Genomic DNA, 25915 nt, shown 5'->3' with positions numbered 1-25915 from the left:
ACCTGATGACCGACCAAGCGCCCACCATCGACCAACTGCTCAAAAACCTCGATCACGCCATGCTCGCCGACCGCCACCGCTTGCGGCGCCAGTTGCTCGAGCTGCGCAAGAAGCCCGACGAGGAGAAGCTGGCGCAGTGGGTCACGCGCATGCAGGCGTCTTGCGCCCAGGTGACGGCGCGGCGCGCCAGCCTGCCGGTGATTCGCTACGACGACAGCCTGCCGATTGCCGCCAAGCGCGATGAGATCAAGGCGGCGTTGCTCAAGCACCAGGTGCTGATCATTGCCGGCGAGACCGGCTCGGGTAAGACCACCCAGTTGCCGAAAATCTGCCTGGAAATCGGCCGCGGCCAATACGGCCTGATCGGCCACACCCAGCCGCGCCGGATTGCCGCGCGTAGCGTTGCCAGCCGCGTCGCCGAAGAACTGGCCACGCCATTGGGCGCGCTGGTCGGCTATCAGGTGCGCTTCGAAGACCAGAGTGACTCCAACACTCTGATTAAACTGATGACCGACGGCATCCTGCTGGCGGAAACCCAGAACGACCGCTACCTCGAGCGCTACGACACGATCATCGTCGACGAAGCCCACGAGCGCAGCCTGAACATCGACTTCCTGCTCGGCTATCTGAAAACCCTGCTGCCGCGTCGCCCCGACCTGAAAGTCATCATCACCTCGGCGACCATCGACCTGGAGCGTTTTTCCAAGCACTTCGACGATGCGCCGATTGTCGAGGTCTCGGGCCGCACCTTCCCGGTGGACACCTGGTATCGCCCGCTGACCCTGGAGCAGGACGAGGAGGGCAACCGCGTCGAGGATGACTTGACCGTCGACCAGGCGATCCTCGCCACCCTCGATGAAATTGCCGCCTATGAGCGCAGCGAGCGGCGTAGCCCCGGCGATGTGCTGGTGTTCTTGCCGGGCGAGCGCGAGATTCGTGACGCTGCCGACATGTTGCGCAAGGCCCAGCTCAAGCACACCGAAATTCTGCCGCTGTACGCGCGCCTGTCGCCGGCCGAACAGCAGCGCATTTTCCAGTCCCACCCAGGGCGCCGTGTGGTGCTGGCGACCAACGTCGCGGAAACCTCGCTGACCGTGCCGGGCATTCGCTATGTGATCGACAGCGGCACCGCGCGCATCAGCCGTTACAGCTACCGCGCCAAGGTGCAGCGCCTGCCGATCGAGGCGATCTCCCAGGCCAGCGCCAACCAGCGTAAAGGCCGATGCGGGCGGGTTGAGCCGGGCATTTGCATCCGCTTGTACAGCGAAGAAGATTTTATCGGCCGCCCGGAATTTACCGACCCGGAAATCCTGCGCACCAACCTCGCCGCCGTGATCCTGCAGATGCTGCACCTGCGCTTGGGCGAAATCACCGATTTCCCGTTCATCGAGCCGCCGGACGGCAAGGCCATCAGCGACGGGTTTAACCTGCTGCAAGAACTCTCGGCAGTGGACCGTAACAGCCAGCTCACGCCGCTGGGCCGTCAACTGGCGCGCCTGCCGGTAGACCCGCGTATGGGCCGCATGCTGCTCGAAGCCGCCAAGCTCGGCAGTTTGCAGGAAGTGCTGATCGTCGCCAGTGCGATGTCGATCCAGGACCCGCGCGAGCGCCCACCGGAGCGTCAGCAAGCGGCCGACCAGGCCCACGCTCAGTGGAAGGATGCCGATTCCGACTTCGCCGGGTTGGTTAACCTGTGGCGTGGTTTTGAAGAGCAGCGCCAGGAACTGACCGCCAGCCCGTTGCGCAACTGGTGCCGCAAGCACTTCCTGAATTACCTGCGGCTGCGCGAGTGGCGCGATTCCCATCGCCAACTCAGCCTGATCTGCCGCGACATGCAGTTAACCGTCAACAAAGAGCCGGCGGACTTTGCAAAACTGCACAAGGCGGTGTTGTCCGGCCTGTTGAGCCAGATCGGCCAAAAGACCGAAGACGGCGATTACCTTGGCGCGCGTCAGCGGCGCTTCTGGATTCACCCGTCCTCGGGCATCGGCAAAAAACGCCCGCAATGGCTGATGGCCGCCGAACTGGTGGAAACCACCAAGCTGTACGCGCGCATGGTAGCGAAGATCGATGCTGACTGGATCGAGCCGCTGGCCGGGCACTTGATCAAGAAAAACCACTTCGAACCGCACTGGGAAAAGAAGCGCGGTCAAGTGGTGGCGTTTGAGCAGATCACCCTGTTCGGGCTGATCGTGGTCGGGCGCCGGCCCGTGCATTACGGGCCGATTGACCCGGTGGTGTCGCGCGAGCTGTTCATCCGCGAAGGCTTGGTGCGTGGCGAGATTCAGTCCCGGGCCAAGTGCCTGACGGCCAACCAGCAACTGCTGGAGCAGCTCGATGAGCTGGAAGCCAAGGCGCGCCGTCGTGACATCCTGGCGGACGAGGAAACCCTTTACGCCTTCTACGATGCGCGTTTGCCGGCAGAGATCCACCAGACTGCCACCTTCGACAGTTGGTACAAGGTCAACAGCCAGAAAGACCCGCAACTGCTGATCATGCGTGAAGAAGACGTGCTGGCCCGCGAGGCCAGCGAAGTCACGGCCCTGCATTACCCGGACACCTTGCACTTGGGCGACTTGGAATTGGCCCTGAGCTACCACTTCGAACCCAACCACCCGCGCGACGGCGTGACCCTGCGCGTGCCGGCGCCGCTGTTGCCGGCGTTGCCGCCCGAGCGTCTGGAATGGTTGGTGCCGGGCGTGATCGAAGCCAAGTGCATTGCCCTGGTGCGCAACTTGCCCAAGGCGCTGCGCAAAAACTTTGTGCCGGTGCCGGATTTCGTCAAGGCCGCGCTGCAACGCATTGAGTTTGGCCAGGGCTCGTTGCCCCAGGCGCTGGGGCGCGAATTGCTGCGCATGACCGGTGCGCGGGTCAGCGATGAAGCCTGGGCCGAGGCGGCGCAGCAGGTGGAAAACCACCTGAAGATGAACCTGGAAGTGGTCGACGGCCAAGGCAAGTTCCTCGGCGAAGGCCGCGACCTGGCCGAGCTGACCGCACGCTTTGCCGAAGCCAGCCAGGCCGCGTTGGCCGTCCCACAGACTGCGAAAAGCCAGCAGCCGGTGGAGCCCAAGGTGTTTGCGGCGGTGGCCGAGAAGACTCAGCAAAAGATCGCTGGCCTGTCGATGACAGTTTATCCGGCGCTGGTTGAAGAAAACGGCACGGTCAAGGAAGGGCGTTTCTCGACAGCCGCCGAGGCCGAGTTTCAGCACCGTCGCGCCTTGCAGCGCTTGCTGATGCAGCAATTGGCTGAGCCGGCGAAATTCCTGCGCGGCAAATTGCCCGGCTTGACCGAACTGGGCCTGATGTACCGTGAGCTGGGGCGCATCGACGCGCTGGTGGAAGACATTCTGCTGGCCAGCCTCGACACCTGCGTGCTGGAAGGCGAAACCAGCCTGCCGCGTGACGGCGCAGGCCTGGCCGCCCTGGCCGAACGCAAGCGCGGCAGCTGGACCGAGCACGCCGAGCGCCTGGCACGCCTGACGCTGGAGGTGTTGAAGCTCTGGCATGGCTTGCAGAAGCGCTTCAAAGGCAAAATCGACCTGGCCCAAGCGGTGGCGTTGAACGATATCAAGCAGCAGTTGAGTAACCTGGTTTACCCAGGTTTTGTGCGGGAAACCCCGTCGCAGTGGTTCAAGGAACTGCCGCGTTTCCTCAAGGCCATTGAGTTGCGCCTGGAAAAACTGCCAAGCCAGGTGCAAAAAGATCGCGTGTGGAGCACCGAACTGGGCGGCCTGTGGGCGCAGTACCAGAATCGCCTGAACAAACACGCCCAGGAAGGCAAGCGCGACCCACAGCTGGAGCTTTATCGCTGGTGGCTGGAGGAATATCGCGTGTCGCTGTTTGCCCAGCAGTTGGGCACCAAAGTGCCGATTTCCGACAAGCGTTTGAGCAAACAGTGGAGCCAGGTGGAGGCTTAAGGCCTTTCTCGGTTCTGAACACTGAGCAGGTCCAATGTGGGAGCGGGCTTGCTCGCGAAGGCGCAGTGTCAGCCAGCACATGTATGAACTGACACACCGCATTCGCGAGCAAGCCCGCTCCCACATTAAAATTGGGTTAATTCTGCAATTGGCGCCAAATCTGCGGGTTTGTGGCAAACTTCGCGGTCATAAATGCCGGGATCGTTGTGATGAGCTGTTGCTCAGCCGCGGCGCGATGGAATAAAGCGTTGCCAGTTTGATGCCCGTTGGACGGAATCGAACGACTTAAAGTTTGGTACGACGGTACCAATATCTTCTGCCTGACAGATTTAGAGGAACGACCGTGCATAACGTCGTCATCAGCGGCACTGGCCTGTACACCCCGGCCAACAGCATCTCCAACGAAGAGCTGGTGCAGTCTTTCAATGCCTATGTGCAGCAGTTCAATACGGACAACGCCGCCGCTATCGAACGTGGCGATGTGCAGGCACTGACCGAGTCCAGTGCAGCCTTTATCGAGAAAGCGTCGGGCATCAAGAGCCGTTTTGTCATGGACAAGGACGGCATTCTCGACCCGCAGCGCATGGCCCCACGCCTGCCGGAGCGCAGCAATGACGAATGGTCGGTGCTCTGCCAGATGGCCATCGGCGCTGCCGAACAGGCCCTGCAACGCGCCGGCAAGACCGCCGCCGACATCGACGGCGTGATCGTCGCCTGTTCTAACTTGCAGCGCGCCTACCCGGCCATCGCCATCGAAGTCCAGGAAGCCCTGGGCATCGAGGGTTTTGGTTTCGACATGAACGTGGCCTGCTCGTCGGCGACCTTCGGTATCCAGAACGCCGCCAACAGCATCCAGCTGGGCCAGGCGCGGGCGATCCTGATGGTCAACCCGGAAGTTTGCACCGGCCACCTGAATTTCCGTGACCGTGACAGCCACTTCATCTTTGGTGATGCGGCCACGGCAGTGATCCTCGAGCGCGCTGATCTGGCGACCTCCGAGCACCAGTTCGATGTGGTCAGCACCAAACTGCTGACCAAGTTCTCCAACAACATCCGCAACAACTTCGGCTTCCTCAACCGCACGGCGGAAGAGGGCATCGGCGCGCCAGACAAACTGTTCGTGCAGGAAGGCCGCAAAGTCTTCCGTGATGTCTGCCCGATGGTTGCCGAGCTGATCGGTGTACACCTGGAAGAAAACCAACTGAGCGTCGCTGACGTGAAGCGTTTCTGGCTGCACCAGGCCAACCTGAGCATGAACCACCTGATCGTGAAAAAACTGCTGGGTCGTGAGGCCACGGTGGAAGAAGCGCCGGTGATTCTGGACACTTACGCCAACACCAGCTCTGCCGGTTCGGTGATTGCGTTCCACACCTATCAGGACGACCTGCCCAAGGGCTCCGTGGCAGTATTGAGCTCGTTCGGCGCAGGCTACTCGATCGGCAGTGTGATCCTGCGCAAACGCTAAACGCGGTCAATGTGGGAGCTGGCTTGCCTGCGATGGCATCACCTCGGCGCATCAGAACTACCGAGGTGCCTGCATCGCAGGCAAGCCAGCTCCCACAGGAATCGGTTTGTCACACTGATTGGGTTTGCACTTTGAAATCGAGGTTCTGAATGGCAGCAGCGGACGACGCGCACCTGCTCGAACGGCTGCTCAAGGGCGAGCAGCGGGCCTATAAAGAATTGGTCACCACCTACCAGAGCGCCATGCGCGCAGTGGCTTATGCTATCGTCGGCCAGCGCCACGCCGATGAAGTGGTGCAAGACGCCTGGTTGTCAGTGGTACGCAACCTGGCCAAGTTCGAAGGGCGTTCCAGCCTCAAGACCTGGCTGCTGACCATCACTGCCAACTCCGCCAAGGGCCGCTATAAACAGAATCGCCGGGAAGTGTTGCTCGACGACTTGCCCTCGCCCCACGGCACCATTGGCGATGACCGCTTCGTCCCCGACGATGGCCATTGGGCCGTCGCCCCGTATGCCTGGCACCAGGACACCCCGGAAGCCTTGCTGACCGAGGATGAATTGCGCAAATGCCTGGAGCATACGTTGCTGAGTTTGTCGGAGTTGCAAAGCAGCGTGCTGGTGCTGCGCGAACGCCAGGGATTGGAGTTGGAAGAGATCTGTAATCTTCTGACGCTCTCGCTCTCCAATGTCCGTGTGCTGTTGCATCGAGCACGGCTTAAAGTCTTTGCCACGGTGGAGCATTTTGAGGAAACGGGCGAATGTTGACCTGTAAAGAACAAGTGGCACGTTCCAGTGACTATCTCGATGGGCAATTGACCTTTCGCGAGCGTTTGCTGGTGCGTCATCACTTGATGTTTTGCCCTAACTGCCGGCGATTTATCCGTCAGATGCGCCTGATGCAGGCGACTTTGAAGATCATGCCGGAAGAACCGGTAAAGGATGCTGATGCATTGGCTGACCGGCTGGTGGCCGAGCGACTGAAAGATCAGTAAAGGCGGGAACAATCCAGGCTCGCGTGGCTGAGTCGAACGGATGATGGGGATTGACCCACCCACGCAAGGCTGTTGAAGCTACCTCGGGCCGTCCTGGCCCAAGGTGTATTGCATACCCATTAGAACTTGGCTTCAGCATCCAACTGCAGGGTGTTGGTGTTGGCGTCACGCTGCGTGCGGCTGGCGTAGTCAGCCTTGGTCAGGAAGTAGGTGGCGCCGAGGGCGAAGTTCTTGTCGATGTCGTAGCTGACCTTCATCTTATGACCGCGCGAACCGGTGGTGCCGTTGGCGAAGTCCGAGTCAGTGAAGGCGCCAACCACAGCGTTACGCTGGATATCGCGGTAGTTGTAGTCCAGGTTGAAGCCGAACACCTTGGACTTGGCGCCGATCAACCAGGCGGTGTCCTGATCGGTCACAGCATCGTTGTTTTTCACGTACTGGCCGTAGAACGCCAGAGGCACTGCCAGGCCACCGATGTCAGCCTGGGCGAAGCCTTCGTACAGGCGGAATTGGTTGTCGGCCGAGTTGCCGTTGACCGCCAGTGCGCAAGGCGTGGTGGTGGTCGTGCAACGGCTGTCCTTGTCGTTCTGGTAGGCGTAGACACTGCCGCCCAGGGTCATTTTCAGGTTGTCGGTCACCGAGAAGCGTGTGCCCAACTGGCCGGACGTCAGGCGCAGGTCGTGGCGAAATTGCACGCCGTCACCGTCGACGTTGTCCTTGAGGTTGTAGTTACCCAGGCTGCCGAACAGCTCGGCGCTGCTGCCCAATGGGTATTTGTAGGTCAGGGCCAGGCCTTCCGGGTTAATGTCGCTATCCCAGATCACGTCGCCCATGTTCACCCACGGTTGCAGCATCTTGCCGCCGATCACGTGCAGGTTCTTGATCTGGTCCGGGTGGTAGTCGATATAACCGAGGTCCAGCCAGATCGACTTCTTGTCGAAGTAGTTGTCCTGGTCCTGGTTGGTGGAGCGCGCGTCGTCGCTGCTGCCGGTGGCGATACGAATGCCGGTGTCGACCTGCGAGTTGATCTCGGTGTAGGCGCCCAGGCGGGCACGGATGCGCTGACGGTCCTTGTCACGGCCACCGTTGTTGGATTCGCCCTGGATCTTCACGGTTTCCTGACGGAAGCGCACGTCACCCTTGAGTTGGGTCCTGGCGGCCCAAGCCAGCTTCTGGTCGAACACGCTCAAATCGTTGGTTTTTTTCGCGGTGGCCGCGATCTGCTCGTTGGTCTCTTGTTGAGCTTGCTGTGCGATCTGCTTTTCTTTCTGGTCTTTGGCCAATTCCGTTTGCAGTTCGGTGTACTGCGCAGCGGTGATCTGGCCGTTGGCCTTGAGCATGTCGAGCAATTTAGCGTCGACTGCAGCGCTGGCCGGAACGCTCAGGGCCAGCAACAGGCCGCCGCACAGGACCGCCGCAGTTTTAGTGGAAGCAAGACGCATATCAATCTCCGAAAGTGAGGAGGGATGGCAAACCATCCAGGACACAACCGACCGATGACGGACGGAAAATAGCCGCCTGGTAGAACCAGGCGCTCTAAAAGCAGGCGTCAGTATCGCGATCACTTATGACGGGGCAGTGGCTAAGTGATGTCATCTAGATGACAAATTATTTAAGAAGGAACTATTTGAGTTGAGCTATGTCCGGCCATTTGAAGGTGTGCGAAGCCCGGCGATAAGCGATACTCGCCAGGCTTTCACGCCCCGATGTAGTGAGGATGCCGATGCCGTTGCAACGCCTGGACAGCCTGTCCGAAATCGCCCCAGAGGTTTGGGATGCCCTTGTGCCGCAGGCCCAGCCGTTTGTGCGGCATGCATTCCTGAGTGCGCTCGAAGACAGCGCCAGCCTGGGCCCGCAATCGGGCTGGCAACCTGAGCATTTGCTGCATTGGGATGGCGATCGCCTGGTGGCGGCCTTACCCGGTTACCGCAAATGGCACTCCTACGGCGAGTACGTGTTTGATCACGGTTGGGCGGATGCCTGTGAGCGCGCCGGTATCGACTACTACCCCAAATTGCTGACGGCGGTGCCGTTCAGCCCGGTCAGCGGGCCGCGGGTGCTGGCGAGGAACGCCGAGGACGGTTTTGAGCTGCTCAACAGCCTGCCGGGCTACCTGGAAATCGAAGGGCTCTCCAGTGCCCATATTAATTTCACCGACCCGTTGGCCGACGCGGCGCTGGCGGCGCAGCCGGGTTGGTTGCAGCGTTTGGGCTGCCAGTTTCATTGGCAAAATCGCGGCTACCGCGACTTTCAAGACTTCCTCGACGCATTGAGCTCGCGCAAGCGCAAACAGATGCGCAAGGAGCGCGAACAAGTCGCCGGGCAGGGCATCGAGTTCCAATGGCTGCAAGGCCATGAACTGAGTGAAGGGCAATGGGATTTTGTCTACGCCTGCTACGCCAATACCTACGCGGTGCGCCGCCAGTCGCCGTACCTGACCCGCACATTTTTCAGCCTGCTGGCTGAGCGTATGCCCGAGGCCATCCGCGTAGTGCTGGCCAAACAAGGCACACGCCCGGTGGCCATGGCGTTCAGCCTGATCGGTGGCGACAGCTTCTACGGGCGCTATTGGGGCTGCCTGGCGGAATTCGACCGACTGCATTTTGAAACCTGCTTCTACCAGGGCATGGACTACGCCATCGCCCACGGCCTGCAACGCTTTGACGCCGGCGCCCAAGGTGAGCACAAGTTGATTCGCGGGTTTGAACCGGTGATCACCCGTTCGTGGCACTACCTGCGCCATCCGGGGTTAAAGAATGCCGTGGAAGATTTCCTGGCGCGCGAGCGTGTGGGGATCCTGGCGTATGCCGAAGAGGCGAGGGCAGCCCTGCCTTATCGGCAGGGCTGAACCATCGGTCTGGCAGGCCTGCCAGGAAGGGATGAAACGCCTATCCTGTATGTACAAAAGTACATACAGGATGTGCCATGCTTTTTGAGTGGGATGACTCTAAAAATAAAGCCAATATTGCCAAGCACGGCATCGATTTCAATGACGTCCCCGATATCTTTCGGCATCCAATGCTGGCCTTACGCGATGATCGGGCAGATTATGACGAGGAGCGTTGGATCAGTATTGGCTGGATAAAACTGTTAGTGGGTGTGGTCGTATACACCGAACGGTGCGGTGATGTGATCCGTATCATCTCCGCCCGAAAAGCAACCAAGAAGGAGGCCAAATACTATGACGCAAACATCGAAAACTGATTGGGAGCGCCTGGCCAAGATGAATGATAAAGAAATCGATACCAGCGATATTCCAGAGCTGGACGCCGAGTTTTTCCGGCGTGCAGAACTACGTGTTCCTGTGAAACAGGCCGTCACTATTCGGCTGGATGCTGATGTTCTGGAGTGGTTCAAAGGTCAGGGTACTGGCTACCAGACGCGCATTAACCAGCTATTGCGCCAGTACATGCAGGCCCATCAAGGCTGACCACAACCTGTTTAACTCAGCCCTGCCTTATCGGCAGGGCTGAACCCGTTTGCATCAGGCCGAGTCCTCCTTGCCCAGCCATCGATAGGTTACGCCGCCGATCACTGCGCCGAGGATCGGCGCCAACCAGAACATCCACAACTGCTGAAGCGCCCACCCGCCGACGATCAGTGCCGGGCCGGTACTGCGGGCCGGGTTGACCGAGGTGTTGGTCACGGGAATGGAGATCAAGTGGATGAGTGTCAATGCCAGCCCAATGGCGATGGGCGCGAGGCCCGGCGGGGCACGACGGTCGGTGGCGCCGAGGATGATCAGCACGAACATCGCCGTCATCACCAGTTCACAGACAAACCCTGCTGCCAGTGAGTAACCGCCGGGTGAATGTTCGCCATAGCCATTGGACGCCAGGCCCGAAGCCAGTTCGAACCCCGGTTTGCCGCTGGCAATGAAGTACAACAGCAAAGCGGCGACAGTGCCGCCGATAACCTGCGAGATAATGTAAGCCGGTAACTCCTTGGCCGGAAACCGCCCGCCCACTACCAGCCCCACTGACACGGCCGGGTTGAGATGGCAGCCGCTGATATGCCCGATGGCGAACGCCATGGTCAACACCGTGAGCCCGAACGCCAGGGCCACACCCAGCAGACCAATCCCGACGGCGGGAAATGCTGCGGCCAACACCGCACTCCCACAACCGCCCAACACCAACCAAAACGTACCTAACCCCTCTGTGACTGAACGTTTGAACAAAGACATGCAACACGTCCTTGATAGATCGCTCTACCCAATCAGTAAATCAATGATGCTCCCTGCAGATTTACTTCAGCGCCCGTCTGGGCACTGCTTTGATTGAAGCAGGCTTTGTGGGCAAGTCCAGGCCATAAAAAAGCGCCAGGGCCCCACTGAACAGGGAGCCTGGCGCTAATCGAGTCCTGTGGGAGCTGGCTTGCCTGCGATCGCGGTGTGCCAGGCAGCCCATTCGTCACTGACACTGCGCTATCGCAGGCAAGCCAGCTCCCACATAGTTCAGCGGTGTGAGGGTCAGTCGATGCCGACAAACCCCCCGGTCTGGTGCTGCCACAACCTGGCATACAACCCACCATGGGCGAGCAACTCGGCATGGCTGCCGGTCTCGGCAATCTGGCCTTTTTCCAGCACCACCAACCTGTCCATCCGCGCGATGGTCGACAGCCGGTGCGCAATTGCAATCACCGTCTTGCCTTGCATCAGGGTTTCCAGGCTTTCCTGGATCGCCGCTTCGACTTCCGAGTCCAGCGCCGAGGTGGCCTCGTCCATGATCAGGATAGGCGCGTCCTTGAGCAGTACCCGCGCAATGGCGATGCGCTGGCGCTGCCCACCGGAGAGTTTCACCCCGCGTTCACCCACATGGGCATCCAGCCCGGTGCGGCCTTCGGCGTCCGACAGCAGTGGAATGAACTCATCGGCGCGGGCCTTATGGATAGCGGCGTTGAGCTCCTCATCGGTGGCATCCGGCTTGCCGTACAGCAGGTTGTCGCGGATCGAGCGGTGCAGCAGTGAGGTGTCCTGGGTGATCATGCCGATCTGTTCGCGCAGGGTTTCCTGGGCCACTTCGGCGATGTTCTGGCCGTCGATCAGGATACGCCCGCCTTGCAGGTCATACAGGCGCAGCAGCAGGTTGACCAGGGTCGACTTGCCCGCGCCGGACGGGCCGATCAGGCCGATTTTTTCCCCGGCCTTGATCTCCAGGTTCAAGCCACCAATGATCCCGCTTTTCTTGCCGTAGTGAAAATCCACCTGTTCGAAACGCACTTCGCCATGCGGCACATTCAGGCGCGGGGCATTGTCGCGGTCGGTCACCGCCAGCGGCGCAGCGATGGTTTTGAGGCCGTCCTGCACCATGCCGATGTTTTCGAAAATCCCGTTGACCACCCACATGATCCACCCGGACATGTTGACGATACGAATCACCAGGCCGGTGGCCAGGGCTATTGCACCGACAGAGATCAACGACTGCGTCCACAACCACAATGCCAGGCCCGTGGTGGTGACGATCAGCAAGCCGTTGAGGATGGCAATCGTCACGTCCATGCTGGTCAGCACGCGGGCGGCCAGCTGGGTTTTTTCGGTCTGCTCGATGATCGCTTCCTTGGCGTATTCCTGCTCATTCTGCGTGTGGGCGAACAGCTTCAAGGTGGTGATGTTGGTGTAACCGTCGACGATGCGGCCCATCAACTTGGAGCGCGCCTCGGAGGAGATCACCGAGCGCTCTTTTACGCGCGGCACGAAGTAACGCAAGGCCAGGCTGTAAAAAATAATCCAGGTGATCAACGGGATCATCAGCCGCCAGTCGGCCTCGGCAAATAGCACCAAGGCGCTGATGGCGTAGATCGACACGTGCCAGATGGCTTCCGCCGTCGCCACCGACGAGTCGCGCAGTGAGTTGCCGGTTTGCATGATGCGCTGGGCGATGCGCCCGGCGAAATCGTTCTGGAAGAAGTTCAAGCTCTGCTTGAGCACGTAGCTGTGGTTCTGCCAGCGGATCAGGCTAGTCATGCCGGGGTTGATGGTCTGGTGCACCAGCAAGTCATGCAGGCCGTTGAAGATCGGGCGCAGCAGCAGGGCGACCACGGCCATCCAGATCAACTCGGCGCTGTGAATCTGGAAGAAGTTGGCGGGCGGTGTGCCTTGGGCCAGGTCGATGATACGGCTCAGGTAGCTGAACAACGCCACTTCGATCAGCGCGCCGATCAGGCCGACGACCAGCAAGGCGGCAAAGCTTGGCCATACTTGGCGCAGATAGTAGAGGTAGAAGGGCAGGACTTTGTCGGGAGGGGCGTCGCTGGGGGCGGCGCGGAAGATATCGATCAGTTGTTCAAAACGACGATAGAGCATTAGGTTGACGCCCGCCGGGCGGGCTCTCCTGTTCAAATGCGCGCGGTGCCTTGTGGGCACCGCGCGGGGCTACCTGAAGAACGCCCTGCAGACCTCAGTCGATGCGCTTGGCCGACTTGATCACAACAGGATCGATAGGCACGTTCTGCATGCCTTGCTTAGTGGTGGTTTGCGAGTTGACGATGACGTCGACCACGTCCATGCCTTTGACCACTTTGGCGAACACGGCATAACCGGCGTCACGGCCCGGGTCGAGGAACGCATTGTCGGCGACGTTGATGAAGAACTGGCTGGTGGCCGAGTTCGCGTCATTGGTGCGCGCCATCGACAGAGTGCCACGCACGTTATGCAGGCCGTTGCTGGCTTCGTTCTTGATCGGTGCTTCGGTTGGCTTTTGCGACATCTGCGCGGTGAACCCGCCGCCCTGGACCATGAAGCCTGGGATCACGCGGTGAAAAATCGTGTTGGTGTAAAAACCTTTGTCGACATAGGCCAGGAAGTTCTTGGAGCTGATCGGCGCCTTGACCGGGTCCAGTTCGATTTCAATGTCGCCATTGGTGGTGGTGATCAGAACGTGAGGCGCCTTGGCGGGCTCGGCGGCCATCAGGTTGGCGGCGAACAAAACAGAACCGGCAAAGAAGGCGATTTTTTTCAACATGGGTCAGTGATCCTGGGTAGTGGTTTCGACTGTCTTTAGAAAATCGAGCAAGGTAGCGTTAAAGACTTCGGGTTGATCCAAGGGCGTGGCATGGCGGGAATCTTCGATCACCACCAGCCGCGCATTGGGTAGCAGTTTTACATAGATTTCTTTTTGCGCCACGGGCGTGTAGTCGTGGTCGGCGCTGATGACCAGGGTCGGACAGGTAATTCTGGAAAGTCGTTCCTGCACGCTCCAGCCCACAATTGCGTCGAAGCTTGCGAGATAAGCACGTTTGTCGTTTTTTGCCCAGCGTTCGGCCATTTTGCGGCGCAGGTCAGCCTGCTCCGGTTTGGGGAACAGCCGGTCGCCGAGGGCCTTGCCGATGGTGGCAAGGCTCAGCACTCGCGCCAGGCTCCAACGCTTGGCCCACTGCCAGTAATCATCGGCGCTGCGCACCTTGACCTCGGGCGCGCTGTTGACGATGCACAGGCTTTTGATCAGGCCGGGTTCGTCCACCGCCAACTGGAAGGCGATCATGCCGCCCATGGACAAACCCACCACATGGGCGGGCGGCAGGTTCAGGTGTTCGATCAAGGCGAGCAGGTCGAGGGTGAAACCCTTGATGCTGTAGCGCTCGCGGGGTTTGTCGGAGCGCCCGTGGCCGCGCACATCCACCACGATCAGGCGGTAGTACCGGGCCAGCACGGGGATCTGCAACTCCCAATCCTGGCTGCTGGAGCCCAGGCCGTGGATCAGGATCAGCGGGGCGCCGTGGCCGTATTCCTCGTAATGCAGGTTGCAGCCTTCATGGTCGAACCAGGCCATGCATGAACTCCGTTTCAGGCTTGCTCGGGCGCGGCGAAAGGCGCGTCCAGGGGAGCGGTGTCAAAGGTGCGCAGCAATTCCACGAGAATCTGTGTGGCTGGGCCTAGAGGTTTGTCCTTGTTCGCATACAGGTAGAACGTCGGGTTGCGGCTGCCGCCCTTTTCCAAGGGTAGCTGCTTGAGCAGGCCTTCGCTGAGTTCGCGTTCGATCATGTGCCGGGGCAACCACGCGAAGCCCAAGCCGCTGCTGACAAAAGTGGCGGCGGTGGGCAGGCTGCCGACGGTCCAGCGCTGCTCGGCGCCGAGCCAGCCTACGTCACGCGGCTGCTGGCGGCCAGAGTCGCGGATGACCACCTGCATCTGGCTCTCCAGATCCTGGAAGCTCAGCTCGCGACTCAGGCGATGCAGTGAGTGGTCGGGATGGGCCACGGCGATAAACTCCACGTCGCTCATTTCCGTGCCCAGGTAGCCTGGGATGATGAAACTGCTGATGGCCAGGTCAGCCATGCCATCTACCAACAGTTCTTCCACGCCCGACAACACTTCTTCGCGCAGGCGCACGCGGCAACCTCGGCTTTGCGGCATAAAGGCGGTGAGGGCGCGCACCAGGCGCGCATTTGGGTAGGCGGCATCCACCACCAAGCGCACTTCGGCCTCCCAGCCCTGTTCCATATGGTGGGCGAGGTCTTCCAGTTGGCTGGCGTTTTTCACCAGTTGACGGGAGCGGCGCAGCAGTACTTCACCGGCGTCGGTGAGCACCGCCTTGCGCCCGTCGATGCGCAACAGCGGCACGCCAAGTTGGTCTTGCATGCGCGCCACGGTGTAACTCACCGAGGATTGCGAACGGTGCAGCGCTTCAGCCGCCTGGGCGAAGCCACCATGGTCGACCACGGCCTGCAGCGTGCGCCATTGATCGAGGGTAACGCGGGGCGCTTTCAAGATGAGCTCCTCTTGTCCTAAGCTGGCGGTCCTTATTGGAGACTGCCGAATGAGAAAATTCTGTTGTGTGTTGCTGGCGCTGCTGCCGATGAGCGCATTTGCCTACCCTATCGACGTGACAAAAAAGATCGAGGGCGTGCAAGTGGATTACACCGCCTCCGATGTGGACGGCGACATCAGCTCGATCCGGCTCAATAACTACGGCACTGTCGATGCGGTGTGTTCAGTAACCTTCACCAATGGCCCGGAATCGCCGCGTAATCGCAAGGTCACGGTCCAGGCGGGCAAAAGCACCAACACCACGGTCAAGTTCAGCCGCGCCATCATCAAGATGCGCATCGCCCTGGCTTGCGCTCCAAAATAAAGGAGCAGCGGAGCATGCCCACAGCAATACTCCGCTTATAAACAAATTTCTAGATGGGTTGTAGCAGTTTTTTGCGCTTTTTTATCGAATGAGCCCTGGTTAATCTTTTCTCCATCGTCTTACAGCAATTACAGATGGAGCCTACCAAGCCATGTCCAACGTTCTGATCATCGAAAGCAGCGCCCGCCAGCAGGACTCGATCTCCCGCCAGCTGACCCAACAGTTCATCGGCCAATGGCAGGTCGCCCATCCGGCGGATCAGATCACCGTGCGTGACGTAGCCCTTAACCCGGTGCCGCACCTGGACGCCAACCTGCTCGGCGGCTGGATGAAGCCCGCCGAACAGCGCAGCGGTATCGAACAGGCTTCGCTGGACCGCTCCAACGAATTGACCGACGAATTACTGGCGGCCGACGTACTGGTAATGGCCGCGCCGATGTACAACTTCGCCATCCCCAGCACCCTCAAAGCCTGGCTGGACCACGTGTTGCGCGCTGGCGTGACCTTCAAGTACACCGCCACCGGCCCTCAAGGTTTGCTCACTGGCAAGCGCGCCATTGTGCTGACCGCTCGCGGCGGTATTCACACCGGCGCCAGCTCCGATCACCAGGAACCGTACCTGCGTCAGGTCATGGCCTTTATCGGCATTCATGACGTCACCTTCATTCACGCTGAAGGGGTGAACCTGAGCGGGGACTTCCAGGAGAAGGGCATCAACCACGCTAAGGCGCTGCTGGCACAGGTCGCGTGATCGTTTAATCGTCACATAATCGCGTGGTGTTTATATCGCTTCACGCAAACCCTTCAAGTACGCGTATCGAACCTCCCTTTGCACTTGTTGCTCCTGAGTGCTCCTGCCCGACTGCCGCTATAGCGAGGTCGGGTTTTTTTTGCCTCGAGTTTCGTCAAACGTCGAAAACCCTTAAAGTCGCGCCCATTCGAAACGAGGCGCGCATGGGCTACTTACTGGTTGTCACCCTGATTCAGGCATTTTCCTTCAGCTTGATCGGCGAATACCTCGCCGGTCACGTCGACAGCTACTTCGCCGTGCTGGTGCGTGTGGTGTTGGCTGGGCTGGTCTTTATCCCGCTGACCCGCTGGCGCTCGGTTGAACCTGCGTTCATGCGCGGTATGTTGATCATCGGTGCGTTGCAGTTTGGTGTGACCTACGTGTGCCTGTACCTGAGCTTTCGTGTGCTCACGGTGCCGGAAGTGTTGCTGTTCACCATTCTCACGCCGTTGCACGTGACCCTGATCGAAGACGCCCTCAACCGGCGCTTCAACCCTTGGGCGTTGATTGCTGCGCTGGTGGCGGTGGGCGGCGCGGCAGTGATCCGTTTCGACCAGATCACCCCGCACTTCCTCGGCGGCTTCTTGCTGTTGCAACTGGCCAACTTCACCTACGCCGCCGGGCAAGTGATGTACAAACATCTGGTGGCGCGCTACCCGAGTGATTTGCCGCATTACCGGCGCTTTGGCTACTTCTACCTGGGCGCCTTGTTGGTGGTGTTGCCTGCATTCCTGCTGTTCGGCAAGGCCAATTACCTGCCCGATGCGTCGCTGCAATGGGGCGTGCTGGTGTTCCTCGGGCTGGTCAGCACCGCGTTGGGTATGTATTGGTGGAACAAAGGCGCGTGCCTGGTCAATGGCGGCACCTTGGCGGTGATGAATAACCTGCATGTGCCGGTGGGGTTGCTGCTGAACTTGCTGATCTGGAATCAGCATGAGCCGCTGGGGAGGCTGGCCCTGGGTGGGTTGGTGATTCTGGGGGCGGTGTGGATCAGCCGGTTGGGCGTGCGCAAAGAGCTGATCCAAGCCTGAACCTATGTGGGAGCGAGGTTGCCCGCGATGGCGGTGGGTCAGTCATTGATGGGTTGACTGATACTCCGCTTTCGCGAGCAAGCCCGCTCCCACAGGGGGAGTGGTGGTGTTACACAGAGCTGTTTTCCAAAGTCGGCAGGTGACTGGCCCCCAGCACCGCCGGCAACATACCCGCCCGCAGGTCATTGCCACTCGGCTGCTGATACAGGCTCAAGCCGAACTCCGGCAACACCGCCAGCAGATAATCAAAAATATCCCCCTGGATGCGCTCGTAATCCGCCCACGCCGTGGTGCGGGTGAAGCAGTAGATTTCCAGCGGCACGCCCTGGGCGGTGGTTTGCATCTGGCGCACCATGCAGGTCATGTTCGGCTGGATGTCCGGGTGACTTTTCAGGTAGGCCAGGGCATAGGCGCGGAAGGTGCCCAGGTTGGTCATGCGCCGGCGGTTGGCCGACAGTTGCGCGCTGTGGCCCTGGGCTTCGTTCCAGGCCTTGAGTTCGGACTGCTTGCGGCTGATGTAGTCGGTGAGCAGGTGCACCTGGGTCATGCGCACTTCTTCATCGTCGCGCAGGAAGCGCACGCCGCTGGCATCTATGAACAGGCTGCGCTTGATGCGACGCCCACCGGACGCCTGCATGCCGCGCCAGTTTTTGAACGATTCGGACATCAAGCGCCAGGTCGGGATGGAGACGATGGTCTTGTCGAAGTTCTGTACCTTGACCGTGTGCAAGGTGATGTCGACCACGTCACCGTCCGCGCCGACCTGGGGCATTTCGATCCAGTCACCGACCCGCAGCATGTCGTTGCTGGTCAACTGCACACTGGCGACGAACGACAGCAGCGTGTCCTTGTACACCAACAGAATCACTGCCGACATCGCACCCAAACCAGAGAGCAGCAACAGCGGCGAGCGGTCGATCAGCGTGGCGACGATGATGATCGCGGCAAACACGAACAGCACCATTTTAGCCAGTTGCACGTAGCCCTTGATCGAGCGGGTGCGCGCATGTTCGGTGCGTGCGTAGATATCCAGCAAGGCGTTGAGCAGGGCGCTGACGGCCAGGGTCATGAACAGGATGGTGAATGCCAGCGCCACATTGCCGATAAACAGCGTGGCGGTCTTGCTCAGGTCCGGCACCAAATACAGGCCGAACTGGATCACCAGGGACGGCGTCATCTGCGCCAGGCGGTGGAAGACTTTGTTGTGCCGCAGGTCGTTGAGCCAGTGCAGCGCCGGTTGCCGGCCGAGCAATTTGACGGCGTGGAGGATGAGGTAGCGCGCGACCCGCCCAAGCAACAGGGCCACCACCAGCAATACCAGCAAACCTAAGCATGCATGCAGCAGCGGATGTTGGTCGAGGGCGCCCCAAAGGTCTTGGACGTTGAGCCAGAACTGTTTGATATCCATGGATGAAACCGATTCTTCTGTAAGACAACACGGGCCGATTAGAGCATTTAAGTGCGACAAAGTTGACGTTGTAGACAAATGTCCTGACAAAAAAGCAGCTGATTAGCCCCGTTCGCGTAAAGAAACTCGGTTTGGACGCCCGAAACCGTTACCCTATGCAGCTGATATTTTGTATTTCTTCGAGGTAGCACCCGTGTTTTCCCAATTCGCCCTGCACGAACGCCTGCTCAAAGCCGTGGCCGAGCTTAAATTTGTCGAGCCTACGCCTGTGCAAGCAGCGGCCATCCCGCTCGCGCTCGAAGGGCGTGACCTGCGGGTGACGGCTCAAACCGGGAGTGGCAAGACCGCCGCTTTCGTCCTGCCGATTCTGCACCGCCTGATCGGCCCGGCCAAAGTCCGTGTCAGCATCAAAACCCTGATCCTGCTGCCGACCCGCGAGCTGGCCCAGCAGACGTTGAAGGAAGTCGAGCGCTTCTCGCAGTTCACCTTCATCAAGTCCGGCCTGATCACCGGCGGCGAAGACTTCAAAGTCCAGGCCGCCATGCTGCGCAAGGTGCCGGATATTCTGATCGGCACGCCAGGGCGCATGATCGAGCAACTCAACGCCGGCAACCTCGACCTCAAGGAAGTTGAAGTACTGGTGCTCGACGAAGCCGACCGCATGCTCGACATGGGTTTTGCCGATGACGTGCAGCGCCTGGTGGCTGAATGTGTGAATCGCCAGCAGACCATGCTGTTCTCCGCCACCACCGGCGGTTCGACTTTGCGCGACATGGTCGCCAAGATCCTGAACAACCCTGAGCATTTGCAGGTCAACAACGTCAGCGACCTGAACGCGACCACGCGTCAGCAGATCGTCACCGCCGACCACAACGTGCACAAAGAGCAGATCCTCAACTGGCTGTTGGCCAACGAGACCTATCAGAAGGCCATCGTGTTCACCAACACCCGCGCTGCGGCTGACCGTATTTACGGTCGTCTGGTGGCACAGGACTACAAAGCGTTCGTGCTGCACGGCGAGAAAGATCAGAAGGACCGCAAACTGGCCATCGACCGCCTCAAGGCTGGCGGCGTGAAGATCCTGGTTGCCACCGACGTGGCCGCGCGCGGCCTGGACGTGGATGGCCTGGACATGGTCATCAACTTCGACATGCCACGCAGCGGCGACGAATACGTACACCGTATCGGGCGTACCGGGCGTGCCGGCAACGATGGTCTGGCGATTTCGTTGATCTGCCACGGCGACTGGAACCTGATGTCGAGCATCGAGCGCTACCTCAAGCAGTCGTTCGAGCGCCGCACCATCAAGGAAGTCAAAGGCACCTACACCGGGCCGAAGAAGGTCAAGGCGTCGGGCAAGGCTGTCGGCGTGAAGAAGAAAAAAGTCGACGCCAAGGGCGACAAGAAAAAGGCCGGTGCCAAGTCGCCGACCAAGCGCAAAATCGCCAACCGGCCGAAGACCGACAACCTGTCGCTCGTCAGCAAGGACGGCATGGCGCCGCTTAAGCGCCGCAAGCCAGAAGCACCGGCAGCCGAGTAAGGCAAAGGTGATGTGAAAAAACCGGACGATGTCCGGTTTTTTTATGCCTTCAGTTTTTAGTCTCGGCGGCGGCCTTATCGAGGTCTTTCAGGCGCTGATCGATCAACTGGCACTTATCGGGTAAGTCTGCAGCCGTCGTGTTCATGTCCATTTTCTGCAGCTCTGCATTAATTTCCTTGGCCTTAGCTGGGTTTTGCTCAGTGAGCTTGGTCACTTCCTTGGCCAGTTGTTCGCGTTTGGCCGTGGCTTCTTCCGGCGTGCACGCCCAGGCGGGCAGGGCAGTCAGCAGCGTGGCAGCGATGACTATGTTCATCAGGGTTTTCATGGTCGAACCTCCTTGGCAGTCGTGTTCAGTTGAGGTGGCGAACGTCTGGAAAGTTCAGAGAAATGACGCCCGTCTATTCGGCTGAACGGCCGGTGTCGGTGCATGTCACACCTTTAGACGGGCTACTTTTCCATCGGCCTGCAGGAGGAATCAGGATGACGACTTACAACTGGGATTTGATCGAACGTCTGCTGCATGAAGTGCAGAACGGCGAAGGCAGCTTTGCACCGCGTAAATATGCTGAGCAGGAGGCCGCTGAGAAGGCCACCGCTGGTGAATCCACCGGCAATCTAGATGCGTTGAAAAAGACCGCTGCGGATTACGAAGCGCTGCTGTTCAAGCGTGGTTTTATTGAGTCGCGGCCTGAGGAAGAGGGCGGTAATGGCGAGAACTTCATTTTGACTGCACTCGGTGCGCAACTGCTGTCGCTGATTGACAGTTCCATCCCGGGCAATGATCACCCGCGCCAGGTGTTGGATGAGCAGCCTGACGCGCTGGAGCCAGCGACGTTTGCTGAAGTGGCCTCGAAGGCGCAGATTGCCTGACCGGTACAACGCCGACCAAATGTGGGAGGGGGCTTGCCCCCGATGGCCATAGGTATCTACGCAACTTTTTGTATTGCGCTAGGCCTGTGACGGGTTTAGGTAGGTTGAGTACATATCCGTTGCTGCGGTAACGGCGGCCGGTGCCTCGCCTAGGCTCGGCATGCCCGCACGCAGGCTTGAATCCGTGGGCCGCCGCGATGGGCCATTCTTGGCCCAGCGCGGCTAACCCGGCGTCCTGCCGGGTTACCCACGGATTCAAGCCTGCGTTCGGCCAGCGTGGTTAACGGGGCCTGTCAGATCAAGATCAAAAGCAAGAGCACGGCGGCCTAGTAGCCGACCTGAGTGGTTGAAGCAAAAGCAGGGCAACAGCACAGCAAAAACAGATCAGAAGCAGAGCTGCTTTTCTGTGGGAGCTGGCTTGCCTGTGATGCAGACACCTCGGTACATCAGGTACACCGAGTTGATGCCTTCGCAGGCAAGCCAGCTCCCACATTTGACCGAGTACACACATCTACCTGATGTACTGAGTTCAAAAATGTGGGAGCGGGCTTGCTCGCGAATGCGGTGTGTCAGTTAAGAATAAGCTGACTGACACACCGCATTCGCGAGCAAGCCCGCTCCCACAATAAGCCGAGAACAGCTTCAGTAAACAGGTCGGCTGCCAGGCCGCCTTGGCTTTGCTTTTGATTCAACCACTCAGGTCGGCTACTAGGCCGCCGTGCTGTAGATTTTGATCTTGATTTTGATCTTAGGCGCCCCGTCAACCACGCTGGCCGAACGCAGGCTTTGGAGCGGGGGTAAACCGGCAGGACGCCGGTTTAGCCGCGCTGGGCCAAGGATGGCCCATCGCGGCGGCCCCCGCTCCAAAGCCTGCGTGAGGGCACACCGAGCCGGAGGCGAGGTGCCGAGTGGTGGGGCAAGAGCCTTTTGGTTACTTTTGGGCTCTTTTCAAAAGTGACCCGCTGTAAGAGCGGAACCAATCCAAGCCATCACCCAAATAACGGATATGCCCCTCAGCGCCCCCCGCAACCACCACAAAACTAAATTCGTAAAAAAGATGTGTCGATACCTATGCCCCGATGGCGGTAAACCAGTCACTTATCTATTGACTGGCCCACTGCTATGGGGAGCAAGCCCCCTCCCACAATTTAGTTCGTGGCAGCCTTCAGGCATTTGAGTGCCTTGAAATCACCGCGCACACCGTCAATCTTCTGTGTCAGCTTCGTACGCTGCTGCACGGTACTTTCCGCCATCAGGTCAACAATCAGACTGCGCGCCGCCGTTTCCGTCTGGGCATAGGCAACCTTATATTCCTGGGTCCACAGGCTTTCTCTATCTACCAGCAATTGCTGCATTTTTTGTGGGAAGTCCGCGCTCTGGCGCTGCTGCACTGCGCCGATGAATTGCGCCTGCCAACGGGCGCGGTTGCCGATCCACTGCTCGTTTTGCTCACCGAGGGCAATGGACCAGGCGGTAACTCGATTCTGTTGGCTGGCACTGAGTGGGCCGAGCCAGGCGTCCAGGCGTTTGCTCATGCGCTGGGCACGTTCCTTGATCTGCTGTTCCAAAGGGGGGTTGAGGTATTCACCCTGGCGCTTGCGCAAGTCCTTGGCCAAGGCGTCGCTCATTTCCTTGACCTGCTGATCATCCAGGCCTTGCAACAATTGGATGGCCGACGGCGTGATTTCCCGCGCCACCTCGCCAATCGCCTGCTTGGCTTCGACAGTACGGGTCTGTAGCGCGGCGTCGGTGACCTGGTTGTTGTCGACCATCTGTTGCAGGCGATCGAGCCAGTCCAGATAGCCCGGCAATTGCGTGGTGCAGTGCCAGGCCAAGTGCTCTTTGAGTGTGTCGTTGAACCAGCTCTTCTGCCCGGCATTCATGTCCAGGTAGTCGTTGAGGGTCCAGGGAATAATCACGTCCAGATTGCGGTAGGCCAGGCCCACGCGATTGCAGCCGGCGAGCACCAGGCTCAGGGTCAGCAATACCACCATTAGTTTGAGCCGACGCAGCATGGGCGAGTCCTTGCGCAGAGGGGGTTAATGAATGTGAGCCTGCGCGGGGGCGACAGTTCAGACCATCAATAAAACGACCGAGCGGCCTTCAACGTCAACAGGCCATCGCATTGCGAGTTGTGTCCGGAGTAGGCCGAGCAGTCGCCACCGCTGAGGCTGGAGTCGCTGTAGATCAGGTCCAGGTCGATGCCCTTCCACGCGCGGGAGAACTGGACCGACCAATCGCTGAAGGTGCTGATGGCACCGCCCTCTACGGAGGTCGGGGTGCCCAGTTGATGGGTGGTGTACTTCATGCTGACGCCGATGCCAAAGGGTTGCGTGCCGCCAAGGTCGGCGAACAGAGTACTGTCCTGTCGGTCGGGGTCGTTGCTGAAAGAGACGCCGAAGCGATTGCCCAGCAGGTTCAGGCCGCCATAAAACTCCTGGCTATCCAGAGGGCTGAGCTTGGGGTAGCTGTAATGGATCAATCCGACTTCATAGCCCAGGGTCTGGTCGAAAGGGCGTTTGAAACCCATGTAGGAGTCGACTTCGAGGTTGTTGGCGGATGAAAGCCCCATGTTCGGTGAGAATTGGCCGAAATACAGGCCGCTGTCATGGCTCAAGTCCAGGCCGCCGTGGAATGAACCACTCCCGGGCGAGGTAGGCTTTACCAGGCCTTGGGCCATGCTGCGGCTTGGCGTAGTGCCCAGCTTCAGGTCGAAATCGCCCAATTCACGCTGGAAAATCTGCGCTTCGGCAACGGGGCTTGCTGCAAGGGCAGCTATCAGAAAAAAGCAGGGCTTGAGCATGCTTCACTCCATGAAAAGCGAGGAGCAGTAACAGGGAAAGTCGGGCAGATGCCCGTGCTAGACGTGTGCAAGCATACCGGCGAAAGCCTGAAGGTGAGGTCCGTTCGTCGATTAGCGCAATACGGGGTAATGCAGAGAGGGTGTTTCGAGCTCTAGTCCTGGCGCCTTGAGGGCAAGACGCTTAGGGACTAGGTGCAACGCGGGCGTGTATTGCGCGAGTTTTACTTTTTGCCCAGGCTGATCTGCTTGGACGGGCCGAAAGTCTGGCCGCTCACGCCCTTGGCAATTTGCTGGATTTCGCCGCCGGACTTGAGGAAAGCAGCAATCTGGCTGTTGATCGATTCGCTGGTTTCAACGGCTGGAGCTGGCTTTGCTTTGCTGTTGGATGCTTTTACGCGCATGGCGGCCACTAACCTGTAGAAAATTAACTTGGCCAGGCATCGTACAGGAAATACTTGACAATTGCTTGGCAAATATCCCCCAGGAATACTTGAGGCCGTACGAATCAGCCAAAGTGTGCCGTTGAAATAACTCCCTAACTTACTGTTTTAACTCGAAACCATTGGGGCGAGCGGCCAATCACCTCGGGCAAAATTCAGTGGTCTGATCAGACGAGCGGAGCGCTGACTTTGGAATGCCATGCCAGCCCGTGATTTTTCAGGCGCGCGCGCGTGCCGGGCGCAACTCGGGTAGAATGCCGCCCACGTAACGAGGGTATTTGGAAATGGCTTTAGTCGGGCGCTACAACAGCTTGCAAGTGGTTAAACACACTAACTTTGGTTTGTACCTGGACGGTGCGCAGGATGGCGAAATCCTCTTGCCTAATCGGTATATTCCCAAGGATATTCCCAGTGAAGATGAGGACTGGCTTAACGTTTTCATTTACCTGGACAGCGATGACAAACTTATCGCAACGACTGAAAAGCCCAAAGTTCAAGTCGGTGAATTTGCCAGTTTGAAAGTCGTCGAGGTCAACAGCATTGGCGTATTCCTCGACTGGGGTTTGCCAAAAGATCTGTTGCTGCCGTATTCGGAAGAAAAACGTCAGATGACGGCTGGTGAATACTGCGTCGTGCACGTCTACCTCGACAAGCACACCAAGCGCATCACCGCCACTGCGCGGCTCGACCGCTACCTGGACAAGACGCCCGCCAACTACCAGGTGGGCCAGGAAGTCGACCTGCTGGTGGCCGAAGCCACCGACATGGGCTTCAAGGCAATCATCAACAACAAGCACTGGGGCCTGATCCACAAGAACGAAGTGTTCAAGTTCCTGCGCCCGGGCAAAGAAGAGAAGGGCTTCATCAAGGAGATTCGTGCCGATGGCAACATCAGCCTGAGCCTGCAACCGGTCGGTCAGGAAGCGGCCTCCAGCCTGAACTCGAAGATCCTCGCCAAGTTGCGCGAAAACAATGGCACCTTGCCGGTCAGCGACAAAAGTGACCCGGCGGTGATCAGCAACTTGTTCGGCGTCAGCAAAGGCAACTTCAAAAAGGCCATTGGTGCGCTCTACAAGCAAGGTCAGATTGTGATTCACGCGGATCGCATTGAACTAAGCTGAGTGCGGTTTGCTCTTCTGTAGGAGCAATTGGGCTCCTGCAGAGGCTGCGTGAATGACTAAGAAAACACTGTTCGCTTACCTCGGCACCTTGCTTGCCTTTCTGGTGCTCGACGGCCTCTGGCTCGGCGTCCTCATGGGCCCAACCTACAAGTCCCTGCTGGGCTCATTGATGCTCGACCAGCCGCGTCTGCTGCCCGCTGTGCTGTTTTATCTGCTGTATGTGATCGGTTGTGTGGTGTTCGTGGTCCTGCCAAGTGGCAGTTGGCAACGCGCCGCGCGCCTGGGCGCCTTGCTCGGGTTGGTGGCTTACGGCACTTATGATCTGAGTAACTGGGCCACGCTCCAAGGCTGGTCTGCTGGCTTGGCGGTCATGGATATGGCCTGGGGCACGTTCCTCACGGCGGCGTGTTGCACTGTCGGCTATCTGTGTGCACATCGGGTGCAGCGCTGATTGTGTACAGGATTAAC

At 59.3% G+C, this 25915-nt stretch carries 25 protein-coding genes; 14 read left to right on the top strand and 11 right to left on the bottom strand.

The features are described from left to right. Nucleotides 1–5 precede the first annotated feature (5 nt). The 4 genes from hrpA to ACA065_RS22310 all read left to right on the top strand — a co-directional run bounded on the left by hrpA (nt 6) and on the right by ACA065_RS22310 (nt 6373). Nucleotides 6–3917 (top strand): ATP-dependent RNA helicase HrpA, encoded by a 3912-nt coding sequence (gene hrpA, locus ACA065_RS22325; protein WP_497691548.1) that lies wholly within the window; start codon nt 6–8, stop codon nt 3915–3917. Nucleotides 3918–4260: 343 nt separating this feature from the next. Continuing rightward, entirely contained in the window at nt 4261–5382 is a 1122-nt protein-coding gene (locus ACA065_RS22320) for a beta-ketoacyl-ACP synthase III (RefSeq protein WP_497691547.1), read from the top strand. Between the two features lie 149 nt (nt 5383–5531). Further along, nucleotides 5532–6146 (top strand): RNA polymerase sigma factor, encoded by a 615-nt coding sequence (locus ACA065_RS22315; RefSeq protein WP_064453547.1) that lies wholly within the window; start codon nt 5532–5534, stop codon nt 6144–6146. Then, nucleotides 6140–6373 (top strand): anti-sigma factor family protein, encoded by a 234-nt coding sequence (locus ACA065_RS22310; RefSeq protein WP_017134841.1) that lies wholly within the window; start codon nt 6140–6142, stop codon nt 6371–6373. The genes ACA065_RS22315 and ACA065_RS22310 overlap by 7 nt, the downstream gene beginning before the upstream one ends. 119 nt (nt 6374–6492) lie before the next feature. Here the strand turns inward: ACA065_RS22310 and ACA065_RS22305 are convergent, their stop codons facing one another. Then, nucleotides 6493–7815, bottom strand: a complete 1323-nt coding sequence (locus tag ACA065_RS22305; protein WP_497691546.1) for a putative porin — start codon at nt 7813–7815, stop codon at nt 6493–6495. 281 nt (nt 7816–8096) lie between these two features. Here ACA065_RS22305 and ACA065_RS22300 point away from each other — a divergent pair, with 281 nt between their 5' ends. From ACA065_RS22300 to ACA065_RS22290, 3 genes are all read left to right on the top strand, one after another. Then, nucleotides 8097–9221, top strand: coding sequence for a GNAT family N-acetyltransferase (locus ACA065_RS22300; protein WP_497691545.1), 1125 nt, complete (start codon nt 8097–8099; stop codon nt 9219–9221). Nucleotides 9222–9298: 77 nt separating this feature from the next. Further along, nucleotides 9299–9577 carry a BrnT family toxin gene (locus ACA065_RS22295; RefSeq protein WP_497691544.1) on the top strand — a complete coding sequence of 93 codons (279 nt, stop codon included), beginning with the start codon at nt 9299–9301 and terminating at the stop codon, nt 9575–9577. After that, the gene (locus ACA065_RS22290) at nt 9555–9803 is read left to right on the top strand and encodes a BrnA antitoxin family protein (protein ID WP_497691543.1); all 249 of its coding nucleotides are present in this window, start codon (nt 9555–9557) and stop codon (nt 9801–9803) included. Before ACA065_RS22295 ends, ACA065_RS22290 begins: the two co-directional genes overlap by 23 nt. Nucleotides 9804–9857: 54 nt before the next feature. Here ACA065_RS22290 and aqpZ read toward each other — a convergent pair whose 3' ends face one another. The 5 genes from aqpZ to ACA065_RS22265 all read right to left on the bottom strand — a co-directional run bounded on the left by aqpZ (nt 9858) and on the right by ACA065_RS22265 (nt 15080). After that, nucleotides 9858–10559, bottom strand: a complete 702-nt coding sequence (gene aqpZ, locus ACA065_RS22285; RefSeq protein WP_497691542.1) for an aquaporin Z — start codon at nt 10557–10559, stop codon at nt 9858–9860. A gap of 285 nt (nt 10560–10844) precedes the next feature. Next, nucleotides 10845–12677, bottom strand: coding sequence for an ABC transporter ATP-binding protein (locus ACA065_RS22280; RefSeq protein ID WP_497691541.1), 1833 nt, complete (start codon nt 12675–12677; stop codon nt 10845–10847). A 94-nt stretch (nt 12678–12771) separates the two neighbouring features. Next, a complete protein-coding gene (locus ACA065_RS22275; protein ID WP_497691540.1) occupies nt 12772–13335 on the bottom strand; it encodes a peptidylprolyl isomerase in 564 nt (187 codons plus the stop codon). A 3-nt stretch (nt 13336–13338) separates the two neighbouring features. Further along, nucleotides 13339–14142 carry an alpha/beta fold hydrolase gene (locus tag ACA065_RS22270; RefSeq protein WP_497691539.1) on the bottom strand — a complete coding sequence of 268 codons (804 nt, stop codon included), beginning with the start codon at nt 14140–14142 and terminating at the stop codon, nt 13339–13341. Nucleotides 14143–14156: 14 nt separating this feature from the next. Beyond that, entirely contained in the window at nt 14157–15080 is a 924-nt protein-coding gene (locus ACA065_RS22265) for a PA3225 family LysR-type transcriptional regulator (protein WP_497691538.1), read from the bottom strand. 49 nt (nt 15081–15129) lie between these two features. Between ACA065_RS22265 and ACA065_RS22260 the strand changes: the two genes are divergently transcribed. From ACA065_RS22260 to ACA065_RS22250, 3 genes are all read left to right on the top strand, one after another. After that, a complete protein-coding gene (locus ACA065_RS22260) occupies nt 15130–15444 on the top strand; it encodes a 3-phosphoglycerate kinase (protein WP_497691537.1) in 315 nt (104 codons plus the stop codon). A 151-nt stretch (nt 15445–15595) separates the two neighbouring features. Continuing rightward, entirely contained in the window at nt 15596–16195 is a 600-nt protein-coding gene (locus ACA065_RS22255; protein ID WP_497691536.1) for an FMN-dependent NADH-azoreductase, read from the top strand. A 203-nt stretch (nt 16196–16398) separates the two neighbouring features. Then, a complete protein-coding gene (locus ACA065_RS22250; protein ID WP_497691535.1) occupies nt 16399–17265 on the top strand; it encodes a carboxylate/amino acid/amine transporter in 867 nt (288 codons plus the stop codon). A gap of 109 nt (nt 17266–17374) precedes the next feature. On the opposite strand, the gene ACA065_RS22245 is transcribed toward ACA065_RS22250, so the two are convergent. Beyond that, on the bottom strand, nt 17375–18673 hold the full coding sequence (locus ACA065_RS22245; RefSeq protein WP_497691534.1) for a mechanosensitive ion channel family protein: 1299 nt from the start codon (nt 18671–18673) through the stop codon (nt 17375–17377). Nucleotides 18674–18866: 193 nt separating this feature from the next. Here ACA065_RS22245 and ACA065_RS22240 point away from each other — a divergent pair, with 193 nt between their 5' ends. Further along, complete coding sequence (locus ACA065_RS22240; protein ID WP_094950258.1) at nt 18867–20213, top strand: DEAD/DEAH box helicase; 1347 nt, start codon at nt 18867–18869, stop codon at nt 20211–20213. A gap of 49 nt (nt 20214–20262) precedes the next feature. Here ACA065_RS22240 and ACA065_RS22235 read toward each other — a convergent pair whose 3' ends face one another. Then, nucleotides 20263–20538 carry a hypothetical protein gene (locus ACA065_RS22235; protein ID WP_497691533.1) on the bottom strand — a complete coding sequence of 92 codons (276 nt, stop codon included), beginning with the start codon at nt 20536–20538 and terminating at the stop codon, nt 20263–20265. Nucleotides 20539–20693: 155 nt separating this feature from the next. Between ACA065_RS22235 and ACA065_RS22230 the strand changes: the two genes are divergently transcribed. After that, nucleotides 20694–21083, top strand: a complete 390-nt coding sequence (locus tag ACA065_RS22230) for a transcriptional regulator (RefSeq protein WP_497691532.1) — start codon at nt 20694–20696, stop codon at nt 21081–21083. A gap of 1148 nt (nt 21084–22231) precedes the next feature. On the opposite strand, the gene ACA065_RS22225 is transcribed toward ACA065_RS22230, so the two are convergent. The 3 genes from ACA065_RS22225 to ACA065_RS22215 all read right to left on the bottom strand — a co-directional run bounded on the left by ACA065_RS22225 (nt 22232) and on the right by ACA065_RS22215 (nt 24287). Beyond that, the gene (locus ACA065_RS22225; protein WP_497691531.1) at nt 22232–23098 is read right to left on the bottom strand and encodes a DUF6279 family lipoprotein; all 867 of its coding nucleotides are present in this window, start codon (nt 23096–23098) and stop codon (nt 22232–22234) included. A gap of 65 nt (nt 23099–23163) precedes the next feature. Further along, the gene (locus tag ACA065_RS22220; protein ID WP_497691530.1) at nt 23164–23886 is read right to left on the bottom strand and encodes a TorF family putative porin; all 723 of its coding nucleotides are present in this window, start codon (nt 23884–23886) and stop codon (nt 23164–23166) included. A 221-nt stretch (nt 23887–24107) separates the two neighbouring features. Further along, nucleotides 24108–24287, bottom strand: a complete 180-nt coding sequence (locus ACA065_RS22215) for a PFL_1563 family small protein (RefSeq protein WP_003193095.1) — start codon at nt 24285–24287, stop codon at nt 24108–24110. Between the two features lie 323 nt (nt 24288–24610). Here ACA065_RS22215 and ACA065_RS22210 point away from each other — a divergent pair, with 323 nt between their 5' ends. Beyond that, nucleotides 24611–25447, top strand: a complete 837-nt coding sequence (locus tag ACA065_RS22210) for a CvfB family protein (RefSeq protein WP_015885267.1) — start codon at nt 24611–24613, stop codon at nt 25445–25447. A 52-nt stretch (nt 25448–25499) separates the two neighbouring features. Then, entirely contained in the window at nt 25500–25898 is a 399-nt protein-coding gene (locus ACA065_RS22205; RefSeq protein WP_159958754.1) for a DUF2177 family protein, read from the top strand. Nucleotides 25899–25915: the final 17 nt, after the last annotated feature.

Source organism: Pseudomonas sp. LBUM1640, assembly GCF_059716225.1.
The sequence above is the reverse complement of the archived record's forward strand: the minus strand, read 5'-3'. Positions and strand labels throughout refer to the sequence as shown.